The sequence below is a fragment of the Pseudomonas frederiksbergensis genome (assembly GCF_003732275.1).
Classification (GTDB): domain Bacteria; phylum Pseudomonadota; class Gammaproteobacteria; order Pseudomonadales; family Pseudomonadaceae; genus Aquipseudomonas; species Aquipseudomonas frederiksbergensis_H.
This window is the reverse complement of sequence record NZ_MOBM01000041.1, coordinates 86703-100545: the sequence shown is the minus strand read 5'-3', so window position 1 is coordinate 100545 and position 13843 is coordinate 86703. Positions and strand designations below refer to the sequence as shown.

Genomic DNA, 13843 nt, shown 5'->3' with positions numbered 1-13843 from the left:
CGATTGAGACTTAAATGCTCCAGCGAGCACTCAACAGACGTTCGTTCAACAGGTTCGGATCGAGCGGCCTGGGCCGACGAGCCATGGCGCTGAAAAACTGCTCCAGCGCTTCAAACAATCGTTGTGCAAGTTCCGGCGCCAACTGCGCCTGGGCGCTGCCTTCGCCGTAAGCGATCTGGCTGTCCACGGCGAAAATCCCCTGCAGCATTTCCTGGGCTTTCAACGCCGATAGCACCGGTTTGAGCGCGTAATCCACCGCCAGCATATGGGCGATACTGCCGCCGGTAGCCATCGGTAAAACCACCTTGTGGCTCAAGGCGCGTTCGGGCAGCAGATCGAGTAAGGTTTTCAGCGCACCGGAGAACGACGCTTTGTAAACCGGCGTGGCGATCAGCAAGCCATCGGCGTTTTCAATCTGTTGCAACAGGTCGATCACCTTCGGGCTGTCGAAGCGGGCATGCAGCAAATCTTCGGCCGGGAAGTCCCGTACCTGGTAACTCACCACTTCCACCCCTTGCTCTTGCAACCAGCGTCGCGAGCGCTCCAGCAAAACCCCGGAACGGGAGCGTGGGCTGGGACTGCCACCGAGTGAGACGACCAGCATTCAGATAATTCCTTTGAGCGGTGTTGGCGATTCGCGGCTTGCGATCTCGCGTCGATGGAGTGACCTTAACAGCTGATTTATATATCCATAAATCATATTTATTCATTTGGTTATACTTTAAATGAATATGAAAATTGTCTTTTTTCAGGCAAAAAAACAGGCCGTCGAAACGGCCCGAAATCCCCTGCTTTGTGGATGACATGAAATTTTCACTGGCCGGTCTGCCGCCTTCGCGGGCAAGCCTGCGATAGCGATTTCAGCCACACCGCAAAATTCGGATGATTACCTGTTCGGTTGAGGTGTCAGACGCAGGTACGGCTTCACTGCGCGATAACCTTTGGGGAAACGTCGCTTGATTTCGTCTTCGTCCTTGAGCGACGGCACGATCACCACTTCATCACCGTCCTGCCAGTTAGCCGGGGTGGCCACCTTGTAGTTGTCGGTGAGCTGCAGCGAGTCGATCACCCGCAAAATTTCATTGAAGTTACGGCCGGTACTCGCCGGGTAAGTAATCGTCAGCCGGATCTTCTTGTTTGGGTCGATCACGAACAGCGAACGCACGGTCAGGGTGTCGTTGGCATTCGGATGGATCAGGTCGTACAGGTCGGACACTTTACGGTCCGCATCGGCGAGGATCGGGAAGTTGACGATGGCGGTCTGGGTTTCGTTGATGTCCTCGATCCACTTGTGATGCGAGTCCACCGGGTCTACCGACAGAGCAATGGCTTTGACGCCGCGCTGGGCGAATTCATCCTTGAGCCTGGCGGTGAAACCCAGCTCGGTGGTGCATACCGGCGTGAAGTCCGCCGGATGGGAAAACAGCACGCCCCAGCTATCGCCCAGCCATTCGTGGAAATGGATAGTGCCGGCGCTGGAATCCTGTTCGAAATCGGGGGCGATATCGCCAAGTCTGAGGCTCATGGTGCTGCTCCTTGTGAGTGCTTGTTGAGCCCAACTGTGCCTGCGTTCGGTATTAATTAAAAAGAATAAATATCGATTTATTTAGATAAAAAATGAATATTAAAAATCTGTTCACTGGACCTGAATAGCCATCGAGACGAACATCGGTCACAAGGTTCGAGAAGGCCTTGAGTTGTTGCAAAAAGGGGAATTTCAAGGAGGGTTTACGGGGGTGAGCCCACCTTGAAAACGCAAAAGCCCCGCCCGGCGTGATGCCGGGCGGGGCTTTTTTTACGTCGGTTACGCGAGCGCTATTACAACAGCGGGATCGAGTAGCTGACGATCAGACGGTTTTCGTCCTGGTCGCGCTGACCTGGGACGTCGTTGCGCCACATGGCGTTTTTCCAGGTGAGGCCCAGGTTTTTCAGCGGACCTTCTGGCACTACGTAAGCCAGGGTCAGGTCACGTTCCCACTCGGAACGGCCGGAACCGTTTTCGCGACCGTTGGTACCCACGGTGTCAATGTTGTCGCCACGCAGGTAAACGATGCCGGCAGTAGCGCCTGGCAGGCCAACCTTGGCGAAGTCATACGAGTAGCGAGCTTGCCAGGTACGTTCGCCGGCACGGGCGAACTTGGCGATCTGGCTGTCGGTAGTCAGGTAAGCCGACGAGCCGTCACCCTGGTTCAACCAAGGGAAGTCGCTGCTGCCGTTGCTGACCTGATAACCGCCGCCGAAGGTATGACCGGCAACGGAGTACAGGAACAGGCCGCTGTACAGGTTGTTGTCGACTTTACCTCGACCGGAACGGAAGCCCTCATCGTTACCGGAGCTGAAATAAGCCGAGTCGTGGCCGTTGGCACCATCATCAGAGCTGTTGAAGTAACGCAAGTCAGACTTCAACACACCAGGGCCGATCGACCAGTTGTGAACCAGGCCCAGGAAGTGTTGCTTGTAGAAGTCTTCCAGGTTGCCGTAGTAGTACTGGGCAGTCAGGTCTTTGGTGATTTTGTAGTCACCGCCACCGTATATGAACTTGTTGCTGTCACGACCGGCAGCAGTGTGAGCGTTCGCGCCAGCAATCGACAACTCTTCGTTGTTGCTGGAGTTACGGCCCTTGGCGTGCTCGATCTGACCGCCGACCAGCGTCAGGTCTTTGATTTCGTTCGAGGTGATCTGGCCGCCCTGGAAGGTTTGCGGCAGCAGACGGCCGTCGTTGGTCACGATCACTGGCAGTTTTGGCTGCAGAGTGCCCAATTTCAGTTCGGTCTGGGAGATCTTGGCTTTGGCAGTCAGGCCCAGGCTGGAGAAGTTATCAACCGCTTCGCCGTTGGATTTGCTTGGGAATACAGTGCCGCCATAAGAGGTAGCAGTGGCGCCGTTGGTGCCGCCGCCCGAATCCAGACGCACGCCCAGCAGGCCGATAGCATCAATACCGAAGCCAACGGTGCCTTGGGTGTAACCCGAGGTGAAGCGCAGATCGAAGCCTTGACCCCATTCTTCGTTCTTGCTCTGAACACCAGCCGCTTTGTTAGCAGCAGTGCCAGCAGCGCTGTCACGGTTATCGGTGTTGATGTAGAAGTTGCGCAGCCCCAATGTAGCCTTGCTGTCTTCGATGAAACCGGCGGCGCCTGCCTGCTGCGCCAAAACCCCTACGGCCACAGCCAGGGCCAAGGTGGACTTCTTCATTGTTTCGCTCCTCTCGTTCTAATTTTTGTGTTCTTTGGTCTTGGGTCTAACGCCCAGATCCAGAGATGCGCGATTAGCGCCAGACCGTGACTGACAAGTCAATCGTAACCATGTGTGTCTACGACCAAGGTCTAACCGCAGTGATTTGGTCCCTGCAGGGTAATGATTTCCTCATAAACCCAAAAAGAATTATTTCATTCTTTTTCATACCATTTAGGAATATAGCTTTCGTGCAATGATCCGAACCGGGACAAAAGGTATCGGCTCATAAGCTAATTCCTAAATGGTATTTGTTGGCCTTTTTTTAGATCGATTAGCGTTGTCGCATCCTCCATACGTCAATCACTATCGAAAAGGCGACGCCATCATGGCCAAACGCGCACTATCTAGTCAATTTGTTACAGTTTGTGTATCGCTTATATTTTCTTTTTCCGCTCAGGCGGCGACTCTCACTGTCGGTTATCAAACCGGTATCGACCCCAGCAAAGTCCCTCAGGCTGATGGTGTTTACGAGAAAACCATTGGCCAGAAAATCGATTGGCGACGTTTCAACAGCGGCCCGGAAGTGGTCACTGCCATTGCGTCCGGCGATGTGCAGATTGGCAACCTCGGCTCAAGCCCGCTGGCGGCAGCCGCTTCGCGCAATCTACCGATTGTCGCGTTCATTGTTTCGGCTCAGATCAACGCTGCCGAAGCCCTTGTGGTGCGCAACGGCAGCGGCATCGATAAACCGGAAGATCTGATCGGCAAGACCATCGCCACGCCCTTCGTTTCAACCTCCCATTACAGCCTGCTCGGCGCGCTGAAGCATTGGGGCCTGGACGCCTCGAAAGTCAAAGTGGTGAACCTGCAACCGGCGGAAATCGCCGCGGCCTGGAAGCGCGGCGATATCGATGGCGCGTTTGTCTGGTCCCCGGCGCTGGGGGAGATCCGCAAGACCGGCAAGACGTTGACCGACGCAGCGCAGGTCGGCCAATGGGGCGCGCCGACCTTCGAGGTGTGGGTCGCTCGCAAGGACTACGCCGAGAAGCATCCTGAAGTTGTGGCCCGATTTGCCAAGGTCACCCTGGATTCATTCGCCGACTATGCCGCCCATAAAGACAGCTGGACCGCCGATTCGAAACCGGTGCAGAAAATCGCCAAATTGACCGGTGCCAATGCCGCCGATGTGCCGGAGTTGCTGGCCGGTTCCGCATTCCCGGATGCCAAGGCACAACAGACCACCGCGCTACTGGACGGTGGCACAGCCAAGGCGATTGGCGAGACGGCGAAGTTTTTGAAGGAGCAAGGGAAGGTCGAGACGGTGCTGCCGGATTATTCCCCGTACGTCAGCGCGAAATACATCACTGAATAACACGCAAAACCTGTGGCGAGGGAGCTTGCTCCCGCTGGAGGCCGGAGGACTCCCAAACCCGACAACGCGGTGAATCAGTCATAACGCGTTTACTGGTTTTGGGGCCGCTTCGCAGCCCAGCGGGAGCGAGCTCCCTCGCCACAAAAGCCAACACAGACAGCCACTCAGTCAGAGGGTTTTTTCGAAGATCTTCGAATTACGCTGGTAGTTGTAAAGCGACGCCCGCGCCGACGGCAGGCGTTCGACGCTGCTCGGCACGAAGCCCCGCTCACGAAACCAGTGGGCAGTTCGGGTCGTCAGCACGAACAAGGTTTTCAGCCCCTGTGCCCGGGCGCGGGTTTCGATGCGCTCCAGCAGTTCATCACCGCGACCGCCATGGCGGTACTCCGGGTTCACCGCCAGACACGCCAACTCTCCCGCATCCGAATCGGCAATCTGATACAGCGCCGCACAAGCGATGATCATGCCTTCGCGTTCGACCACGCTGAACTGCTCGATCTCACGCTCCAGCACCTCGCGGGAACGGCGCACCAGAATGCCCTGTTCTTCCAGCGGGCTGATCAAGTCCAGCAAACCGCCGACGTCCTCAATGGCCGCCTCGCGCACAACTTCGAATTGCTCCTGGGCCACCAGCGTACCGCCACCGTCACGGGTGAACAGTTCGGTCAGCAGCGCGCCATCTTCGGCGTAGCTGACGATGTGACTGCGCGCCACCCCGCCCCGGCACGCTTCAGCGGCAGCGTCCAGCAGCTCGGCCTGATAATTGTTGCCCAGACGCTGCAAATGCGCCGGCACTTGTTGCGGACGCAGCTCGCGGACCAGGCGACCATTTTCATCGATCAAGCCCAAATCGGCCCCGAACAGCAGCAGCTTGTCCGCCCCCAGATCGATAGCCGCGCGGGTAGCGACGTCTTCGCAAGCGAGATTGAAGATCTCACCGGTCGGCGAGTAACCCAACGGCGACAACAGCACGATGGAGCGTTCGTCCAGCAGGCGATTGATGCCCTTGCGATCGACCCGGCGCACTTCGCCGGTGTGGTGATAGTCGACACCTTCAAGTACGCCGATCGGCCGAGCAGTGACCAGATTGCCGCTGGCCACCCGCAGGCGCGAGCCCTGCATAGGCGATGAGGCCATGTCCATGGACAGTCGCGCTTCGATGGCGATGCGCAGTTGACCCACCGCATCGATCACGCACTCAAGCGTGGCCGCATCGGTGATGCGCATGCCATGGTGGTAATGCGGGGTCAGGCCACGAGCAGCGAGGCGGGTTTCAATTTGTGGACGCGAACCGTGAACCAGCACCAGTCGCACGCCCAGGCTGTGCAGCAGCACCAGGTCGTGGACGATATTGCCGAAGTTCGGGTGCTCCACGCCGTCGCCGGGCAGCATGACGACGAAGGTGCAATCGCGATGGGCGTTGATGTAAGGCGAAGCGTGACGAAGCCAATTGACGTATTCGGGCATGAACCTGGGCCTGTAATAAATAGCAGCCAAAAAAGGGTAAAGCAGTAAACGCACAGCGGGCTGATGGTTATCGTCGGAACAGGCTTGGCAACACGCGCGCTCTCCTCATGAATACGGGTTGGGGCATCGGCAATTTATACGCGCTCCCTGTAGGAGCTGCCGAAGGCTGCGATTTTTGATCTTTTGATCTTTGAATTTTAAAAGCAAGATCAAAAGATCGCAGCCTTCGGCAGCTCCTACAGCATCGCCGTTTTGGCCGGTGTCAGGCAGTAATGTTCAATCAGTTGTCGTAATAGATGCACGGTAGGCTGCAAACGTGACATTTCGAGGTATTCCCCCGGTTGGTGTGCGCAGGCGATATCACCCGGCCCCAATACCAATGTTTCACAACCAAGACGCTGAAGATAAGGCGCTTCCGTGCCGAACGCCACTGCTTCGGCGCGATGGCCGGTGAGCTTTTCAGCGACCCTCACCAATTCAGAGTCCTCGGCCTGCTCGAACGACGGAACTTCGGGGAACAGCGGCGCGTAATCGATCTTCACCTGATGCCGTTCGGCAATCGGGTTGAGCTTCTGCAAAATCGCCGCGCGCAAGGCTTTGGGGTCCATGCCTGGCAACGGACGCAAGTCGAACTCCAGCGAGCACTGGCCGCAGATTCGGTTGGGATTGTCCCCCCCGTGAATGCAGCCGAAATTCATCGTCGGTTGCGGCACGCTGAACTGCAGGTTACGGAATTCGCGCTGCCACGCCAGGCGCAAGCCGCGCAGTTCACCGATGGCGTCGTGCATGGCTTCGAGGGCGCTGTGGCCCAGGCGCGGGTCCGAGGAATGGCCGCTCTGGCCGAGGATATCGATGCGCTCCATCATGATGCCTTTGTGCATCCGCACCGGCTTCAGCCCGGTCGGCTCGCCGATCACCGCCGCGCGACCTAATGGCCGCCCGGCTTCGGCCAGAGCGCGAGCGCCAGACATCGAGCTTTCTTCATCGCAGGTGGCGAGGATCAGCAAGGGTTGCTTGAACGGTTGGTCGAGCAAGGGTTTGACGGCTTCGATGGCCAAGGCGAAAAAACCCTTCATGTCGCAACTGCCCAAGCCGACCCAGCGACCGTCCACTTCCGTCAGTTTCAGCGGGTCGGTCTGCCACAACGCCTCGTCGTACGGCACCGTATCGCTGTGACCGGCCAGCACCAGGCCGCCGGGGCCGGAACCAAAACTGGCCAGCAGATTGAATTTGCCGGGGCTGACCTGCTGGATATCGCAGGCAAAACCCAAGTCCCCGAGCCATGTTGCCAACAAGTCGATGACCGGCCGATTGGTTTGATCCAGTCTGGGTTGGGTACAGCTGACGGATGGCGCGGCGATCAGTGCAGCGAACTGATCTTTCATGGACGGCAAAGGCATCGCTGACTCCCAACACTCCCGAATTGAAGCCCATCATAGAACCATCCGGCGACAGGAATAAACCGTTGCGGAGCCTATCTCGAACGAGTCCTGTACACTGCACGACCTTGGCAGCCACACATTCCCCCCGGCTGCGCTCCCGATCCTGGATTTTCCGGCCATGCAGAAAGAAACCGAAATCAAACTCCGCGTCAGCCGCGAAACCCTCGCCGCCCTGCGCGAGCACCCGTTACTGAAAAAACGCAATAAAAGTGGCTGGGAACGCCGTGAGTTGATGAACCAGTACTTCGACACGCCTGAGCGCGACCTGGCCCGCGCCAAGGTTGCCCTGCGCCTGCGCCGCGATGGCGAAGAAGTGATTCAGACCCTCAAGACCCGTGGCCAGAGCGTTGCCGGTCTGTCCGAGCGTCACGAGTACGACTGGCCCCTGCCCAAAGCCAAACTCGACGTGAAGAAACTCGACGGTGAATGCTGGCCCGAAGAGCTGGCCGAGCTGGACAAGAAAACCCTGAAAGCCATCTTCACCACCGATTTTGTTCGCGAACGCGCGGAAATCGCTTGGGGCCGTGGCAAGACCAAAGTGGTCATCGAAGCCGCGCTGGACCTGGGCCACGTGGTGGTCGGCAAGCAGAAAGAAGAAATCTGCGAGCTGGAACTGGAACTGCGCGAAGGCGAACCGGCCGCGCTGCTGGAACTGGCCGCCGAACTGGCCGCGACCCTGGCGCTGATGCCATGTGACATCAGCAAGGCCGAACGCGGTTATCGCTTGTTCGACGCCAACAGCTACTCGCTGAGCTTGCCGGCGCCGCAGATCACCGCCGAAATGCCGCTGGACGATGCGTTCGCCGCGTTGAGCTGGCACTTGCTGAGCAGCAGCCAGCGTCTGGCCGAGCAATATCGCTTCAATGGCCACTGGCGCCTGTTGCAGGACTGGGTCGAGAACCTCGCTGAAATGCGCGCGCTGATCAGCAGCCTCGGTCAGGCCGCACCGCGTCAGTCGACGCACAATCTGCGGGTCGCGCTGGATGCTCTGCTGGAAGACTGGCGCCCGCTGGTACAAGCCGGCCAGGACGACGAAGACGTGCGCAAAGCCGCGCCGGAGCAATTCCTCGAAGAACTGGAAGACGTGCGCTGGGGCCTGTTCTCCCTGAACACTTCGCGCTGGTTGCTGGCCCGCACCTGGGCCGCCGATCGCAACACCCGCGGCAATCGCCAGGGCGCGGCACAACTGGGCAGCTGGCTGCCGCGCATGCTGAGCGAAGAAGCCAACTCGCTGCAATTGCAGCGTTACCAGCAACAACCGGAAGACTTGGCCGAGCAGCTGCCGCGTATCGAGCGCATTCAGTCCTGGCTGCACCATGCCCGCGGCGTGCTGGAGATCCCGGAAATGGATCGCCTGTACGGCGAGCTGAACAAACTGACGCAACTGGCCAACGAGCCGATCACCGATGAATCGCTGGATGCGCGTAAGCACCAGGCGATTGCGGTGTATCAGAATCGCGCCTGGAAAACTTTGCTGCGTCTGTAAGTACCCTGTGGCGAGGGGGCTTGCTCCCGTTCGGCTGCGAAGCAGTCGTAAATCCGGGCATCGCGGTTTGTCTGGCATACCGCAATGGCCGGATTGGGGAGCGCTTCGCACTCCAGCGAGAGCAAGCTCCCTCGCCACAAAGGCCTTCGAACATCCTCAGCGCAACACCGGCAAACTCGTCGTGGATTTGATTTCCGACAACGCCACGATCGAGTTGACCTCTTGAATCCCCGGCACCATCGACAGCTTCTCGAAGAAGAAGCGCTCATAAGCCTCGATGTCCGCCGTGACGATCCGCAGCAAGAAATCCACCGACCCCATCAGCACATAACACTCCAGCACTTCGGGAAAACCGCGAATCGCCTCGGTGAACTCAGTGAAGTTCGAGCGTCCGTGGGCGTTGAGTTTGATCTCGGCGAAAATCTGCGTGTTAAGGCCGATTTTCTTGCGGTCAAGCAATGTCACCTGACCGCGAATGATCCCCTCTTCCTTCATCCGCTGAATCCGCCGCCAGCACGGCGACTGCGAGAGCCCCACCTGTTCGGCGATCTGCGCGCTGGAGAGCGAAGCGTCCTCTTGCAGCAACGCGAGAATCTTGCGGTCGTAGCCATCCAGCTCGCTGTGCATAGAAAAACCTGTAGTGGGTACTAAATCGAATTGATCGATTCGATAAATGGTCAATAAGCCCAATCATAGATAAGAAATGCCCCGCACCGAATGTAAAAATTCCTCCAGTGATTTTGGAGACCTACCATGCCGCATTTAGAAGCCGTGACCACCCCGCCCGCCCGCGCCGATGTCTGGAACGTCAGCAACGCCCACTGCCGCGTTCACTATCAATTACTGGCCGAGGCCGAGCCGGATCTGCTGTGTCGGGCGCTCAACTTGTTCGCCTTGCAGTTTCTGACGCCGCAGCAGGTCAACGTGCAGCGTATGGACGATCTGCTGTCGATCGACATCGTCATGGACGGCCTGAGCTGGCACCGTGCTCAAGTGATCGCGGAAAAATTACGTAACCTGATCAGTGTCTGCTCGGTGAACCTGCAAGCGGCTGATTCTGCGTGGGGAGAGCCGGTTCAGGCAGCTGGCTGAAAAAACCCGACACGTCTTGGTCGGGTAGTGGCCCAACGGTCTACGGCTGCGCGACTATCCTTTGCGAACGGTTGTTCATAAGGAGCCCGCATGTCCGTTCAACTCGCCACTCAGGACCGCTGGCTGGACCTCAATGATTTGCTGCGTGAATTGGTCGCCCAAGGCTTTATCAGTCAGGATTCGGCCGAACACGCACTCAACGCCCGCCGCCGTCACGCCATAAATGGTCAGCAGCACCCGCTGGAATTCATCGCCAGCCAACACCTGGACGACCTCAGCCGTCCCGGCAAACACCTCGATCTGGAAAGCCTGACGCTCTGGCTGTCTCAGCAGGCCGGTCAGCCTTACTTGCGCATCGACCCGCTGAAAATCAATGTCGCGGCCATTACGCCGTTGATGTCCTATGCCTTCGCCCAACGCCACAAGATTCTGGCGGTGTCCATCGACCGCGATGCCGTCACCGTGGCCAGCGCCCAGCCCTTTGTCAGCAGCTGGGAAACCGACCTGACCCACGTGCTGAAGCTGCCGATCAAACGCGTGGTGGCCAACCCAGTGGACATCCAGCGCTTCAGCGTGGAGTTTTTCCGCCTGGCCAAATCGGTCACCGGCGCCACCAACGCTGATCAACAAACAAGCACCCTGGGCAACTTCGAACAGTTGCTCAACCTCGGCGCCAGCGACCAGGAGCCGGACGCCAACGATGCGCACATCGTCAACATCGTCGATTGGCTGTTCCAGTACGCGTTCCAGCAACGGGCCAGCGATATCCACATCGAACCCCGGCGCGAACAAGGCACGGTGCGTTTTCGCATCGACGGCGTGCTGCACAACGTCTATCAATTCCCGCCGCAGGTGACCATGGCCATCGTCAGCCGCCTGAAAAGCCTGGGGCGGATGAACGTCGCAGAAAAGCGCAAACCCCAGGACGGCCGGGTCAAAACCAAAACCCCGGACGGCGGCGAAGTCGAGTTGCGGCTGTCGACATTACCGACGGCGTTCGGCGAAAAAATGGTCATGCGGATCTTCGACCCCGAAGTGCTGCTCAAGGACTTCGATCAGCTGGGTTTTTCCGCCGACGACCTGCGCCGCTGGCAAGACATGATCCGCCAACCCAATGGCATCATTCTGGTGACCGGGCCGACCGGTTCAGGCAAGACCACCACGCTGTACACCACCCTGAAGAAACTGGCGACGCCGGAGGTCAACCTCTGCACCATTGAAGACCCGATCGAAATGGTCGAACCGGCGTTCAATCAGATGCAGGTCCAGCACAACATCGACCTGACCTTTGCCGCCGGCGTGCGTGCGCTGATGCGGCAAGACCCGGACATCATCATGATCGGCGAGATCCGCGACCTCGAAACCGCCGAGATGGCGATTCAGGCGGCACTCACCGGCCACTTGGTGCTGTCGACGTTACACACCAACGACGCCCCGAGCGCCATCAGTCGCCTGCTGGAACTCGGCGTGCCGCATTACCTGATCAAGGCCACGGTGCTCGGGGTCATGGCCCAGCGTCTGGTCCGGACCCTCTGCCCGCATTGCAAGGCGCCATTAACGTTGGGCGAGGACGACTGGCAAACCCTGACCCGGCCTTGGCAAGCGCCACTGCCAGGCAACGCACAACGCGCCATCGGTTGCCTGGAATGCCGCGAAACCGGCTATCGCGGCCGCGCCGGGGTGTACGAAATCATGCAACTGACTGATGGCATTAAAGCGCTGATCAACCCCGACACTGATTTGCTGGCGGTCCGCCGTCAGGCCTTCAAGGAAGGCATGCGCAGCTTGCGGCTGTCGGGGGCGCAGAAAGTGGCGGCGGGTTTGACCACGATCGAAGAGGTGTTGCGAGTGACGCCGCAGAGTGAGCAGAAGTAGGCAATAGTCCCGGTAGCACGCGTTCAGACATATAAAGCCCCAAGTCGAACACAACGTTGCAGGCCTTTTGCCCTACACTCTGGCCATCGCAACTCCACCAGATGGACAGGGACCGTTATGGGTATTGCACTGATTCTTTTCGTTGCGCTGGCCGTGGCCATTCTTTTCATGGGTTTCAAGGTGGTGCCTCAGGGCTTTGAGTGGACGGTCGAACGTTTCGGCCGTTACACCAACACCCTCAAACCAGGCTTGAACATCATCATTCCGGTGATGGACCGCATCGGTCGCAAGATCAACGTGATGGAAAGCGTGCTGGACATCCCCCCTCAGGAAGTCATCACCGCCGACAACGCCACCGTGCAAATCGACGCCGTGTGCTTCTTCCAGGTGGTCAACACCGCCCAGGCCGCCTATGAGGTGAACAACCTCGAACACGCCATCCGCAATCTGCTGCAAACCAATATCCGTACCGTGCTTGGCTCCATGGAGCTGGACGCGATGCTCAGTCAGCGCGACAACATCAACGAAAAACTGCTGCGTACCGTCGATGAAGCCACGGCGCCGTGGGGCATCAAGATCACCCGGATCGAGATCAAGGACATCAGCCCTCCCGCCGACCTGATGGCCGCCATGTCCGGCCAGATGAAAGCCGAACGGATCAAACGCGCACAGATTCTTGAAGCCGAAGGTTTGCGCGCCTCGGCGATCCTCACCGCCGAAGGCAAGAAACAGGCGCAAATTCTGGAAGCCGAGGGTAGCCGTCAGGCGGCGTTCCTCGAAGCCGAGGCCCGGGAGCGTCAGGCCGAGGCCGAAGCCCAAGCCACCAAAGTGGTGTCCGAAGCCATCGCCGGCGGTAACGTGCAGGCGGTCAATTACTTCGTTGCGCAAAAGTACATCGATGCCTTGGGCAAACTGGCCTCGGCCAACAACAGCAAAGTGATTCTGATGCCGCTCGAAGCCAGTTCGATGATCGGCGCAGTCGGCGGCATTGGCGAAATCGTCAAAGCCACGTTCGACGGCAAGAAAGGCTGAGGTCGGTGCCTATGGAGCTGTTTTCGTTCTGGAGCTGGTTGGCCCTGGGCACGCTGTTGCTGATCCTCGAGGTGTTCGGTGCCGGCGGTTATCTGTTGTGGATCGGCATGGCAGCCGCCGCCGTCGGCGTGCTGACCTTCGTGATACCGGGCTTGCCCTGGGAATTGCAGGTGCTGCTGTTTGCGATTTTTTCAATCCTCACCGCGCTGTACTGGTGGAGACGTCAGCGCAGTGTGGTACGGGTCAGCGACCAGCCGAATCTGAACCTGCGAGGACAAGAGCTGATCGGCAAGGTGTTCGTGGTCAGCGAAGCGATTGTCGACGGCCGCGGCAAGATCAAGGTCGCCGATGGCGTGTGGATGGCCCGGGGACCTGACACTGCATCCGGCAGCCGTGTTCGGGTGGTCGGGCAGCAAGGGGCGATTTTACTGGTGGAGCGAGCCGACTAACGTCACGGAACTCGATTGGGTTATCGGCAATCAAAGCCCGCAGTTAAAACCCAGTGGAGTCACCTTTTATGCGTCTCAAACTTGCTGTCGCTACCTTCGCCGTGTTGTCCCTTCAAGTCGGTTCGGCGATGGCTGATGACAGCTTTTTGCGTAACGTCCTTACTTCCGGTGCCACCACCGGTACGTCCTACCTGACCTCCAGGGATCACAAGCTGGTCGTCGCCGCCCAGGACGACGCCGGCAGCTTTGTCGCCAGTGACGGCGTAATTCGCGGCCCCTACCTGGAAGCCGCGATGCAGAAAGTCCGCGCCGACAACCCTGGCCTGCAAGCCACGGACATGGAACTGGCGAACGCCATCCTGGCGAAGAATGCCATCGCCTCGAAATAAGGTTCGTTGCTTAACAAAATGCCGCTCTCATGAGCGGCATTTTTTTTGCCCGAAATGCGATCCAT

13 protein-coding genes are annotated in these 13843 nt (G+C 58.5%); 7 read left to right on the top strand and 6 right to left on the bottom strand.

All coding sequences use genetic code 11. The features are described 5' to 3' along the window. Positions 1–10: 10 nt before the first annotated feature. From ssuE to BK662_RS32480, 3 genes are all read right to left on the bottom strand, one after another. Complete coding sequence (ssuE, locus tag BK662_RS32490; RefSeq protein WP_123360975.1) at positions 11–604, bottom strand: NADPH-dependent FMN reductase; 594 nt, start codon at positions 602–604, stop codon at positions 11–13. A 282-nt stretch (positions 605–886) separates the two neighbouring features. Then, positions 887–1525 carry a peroxiredoxin gene (locus BK662_RS32485; protein WP_123360974.1) on the bottom strand — a complete coding sequence of 213 codons (639 nt, stop codon included), beginning with the start codon at positions 1523–1525 and terminating at the stop codon, positions 887–889. Positions 1526–1818: 293 nt separating this feature from the next. Next, positions 1819–3192 (bottom strand): OprD family porin, encoded by a 1374-nt coding sequence (locus BK662_RS32480; RefSeq protein WP_123360973.1) that lies wholly within the window; start codon positions 3190–3192, stop codon positions 1819–1821. 367 nt (positions 3193–3559) lie between these two features. On the opposite strand from BK662_RS32480, the gene tauA reads away from it, so the two are divergent. Beyond that, the gene (gene tauA, locus BK662_RS32475; protein ID WP_375539018.1) at positions 3560–4546 is read left to right on the top strand and encodes a taurine ABC transporter substrate-binding protein; all 987 of its coding nucleotides are present in this window, start codon (positions 3560–3562) and stop codon (positions 4544–4546) included. Between the two features lie 168 nt (positions 4547–4714). Here tauA and argA read toward each other — a convergent pair whose 3' ends face one another. Together argA and argE are read right to left on the bottom strand one after the other, a co-directional pair. Continuing rightward, positions 4715–6013, bottom strand: a complete 1299-nt coding sequence (gene argA, locus BK662_RS32470) for an amino-acid N-acetyltransferase (protein WP_123360972.1) — start codon at positions 6011–6013, stop codon at positions 4715–4717. A 236-nt stretch (positions 6014–6249) separates the two neighbouring features. Continuing rightward, positions 6250–7413 carry an acetylornithine deacetylase gene (gene argE / locus BK662_RS32465; RefSeq protein WP_123360971.1) on the bottom strand — a complete coding sequence of 388 codons (1164 nt, stop codon included), beginning with the start codon at positions 7411–7413 and terminating at the stop codon, positions 6250–6252. Positions 7414–7573: 160 nt separating this feature from the next. On the opposite strand from argE, the gene BK662_RS32460 reads away from it, so the two are divergent. Continuing rightward, complete coding sequence (locus BK662_RS32460; RefSeq protein WP_123360970.1) at positions 7574–8941, top strand: CYTH domain-containing protein; 1368 nt, start codon at positions 7574–7576, stop codon at positions 8939–8941. 156 nt (positions 8942–9097) lie between these two features. Here the strand turns inward: BK662_RS32460 and BK662_RS32455 are convergent, their stop codons facing one another. Continuing rightward, positions 9098–9568, bottom strand: coding sequence for an Lrp/AsnC family transcriptional regulator (locus tag BK662_RS32455; protein WP_018927598.1), 471 nt, complete (start codon positions 9566–9568; stop codon positions 9098–9100). A 126-nt stretch (positions 9569–9694) separates the two neighbouring features. On the opposite strand from BK662_RS32455, the gene BK662_RS32450 reads away from it, so the two are divergent. The 5 genes from BK662_RS32450 to BK662_RS32430 all read left to right on the top strand — a co-directional run bounded on the left by BK662_RS32450 (position 9695) and on the right by BK662_RS32430 (position 13778). Next, complete coding sequence (locus tag BK662_RS32450; protein ID WP_123360969.1) at positions 9695–10033, top strand: ACT-like domain-containing protein; 339 nt, start codon at positions 9695–9697, stop codon at positions 10031–10033. 90 nt (positions 10034–10123) lie between these two features. After that, complete coding sequence (gene tfpB, locus BK662_RS32445) at positions 10124–11908, top strand: type IV pilus assembly ATPase TfpB (RefSeq protein WP_123360968.1); 1785 nt, start codon at positions 10124–10126, stop codon at positions 11906–11908. A 117-nt stretch (positions 11909–12025) separates the two neighbouring features. Further along, the gene (locus tag BK662_RS32440; RefSeq protein ID WP_123360967.1) at positions 12026–12940 is read left to right on the top strand and encodes an SPFH domain-containing protein; all 915 of its coding nucleotides are present in this window, start codon (positions 12026–12028) and stop codon (positions 12938–12940) included. An 11-nt stretch (positions 12941–12951) separates the two neighbouring features. Beyond that, complete coding sequence (locus BK662_RS32435) at positions 12952–13389, top strand: NfeD family protein (RefSeq protein WP_123360966.1); 438 nt, start codon at positions 12952–12954, stop codon at positions 13387–13389. Between the two features lie 68 nt (positions 13390–13457). Then, positions 13458–13778, top strand: a complete 321-nt coding sequence (locus tag BK662_RS32430; RefSeq protein WP_123360965.1) for a DUF2388 domain-containing protein — start codon at positions 13458–13460, stop codon at positions 13776–13778. Positions 13779–13843 lie beyond the last annotated feature (65 nt).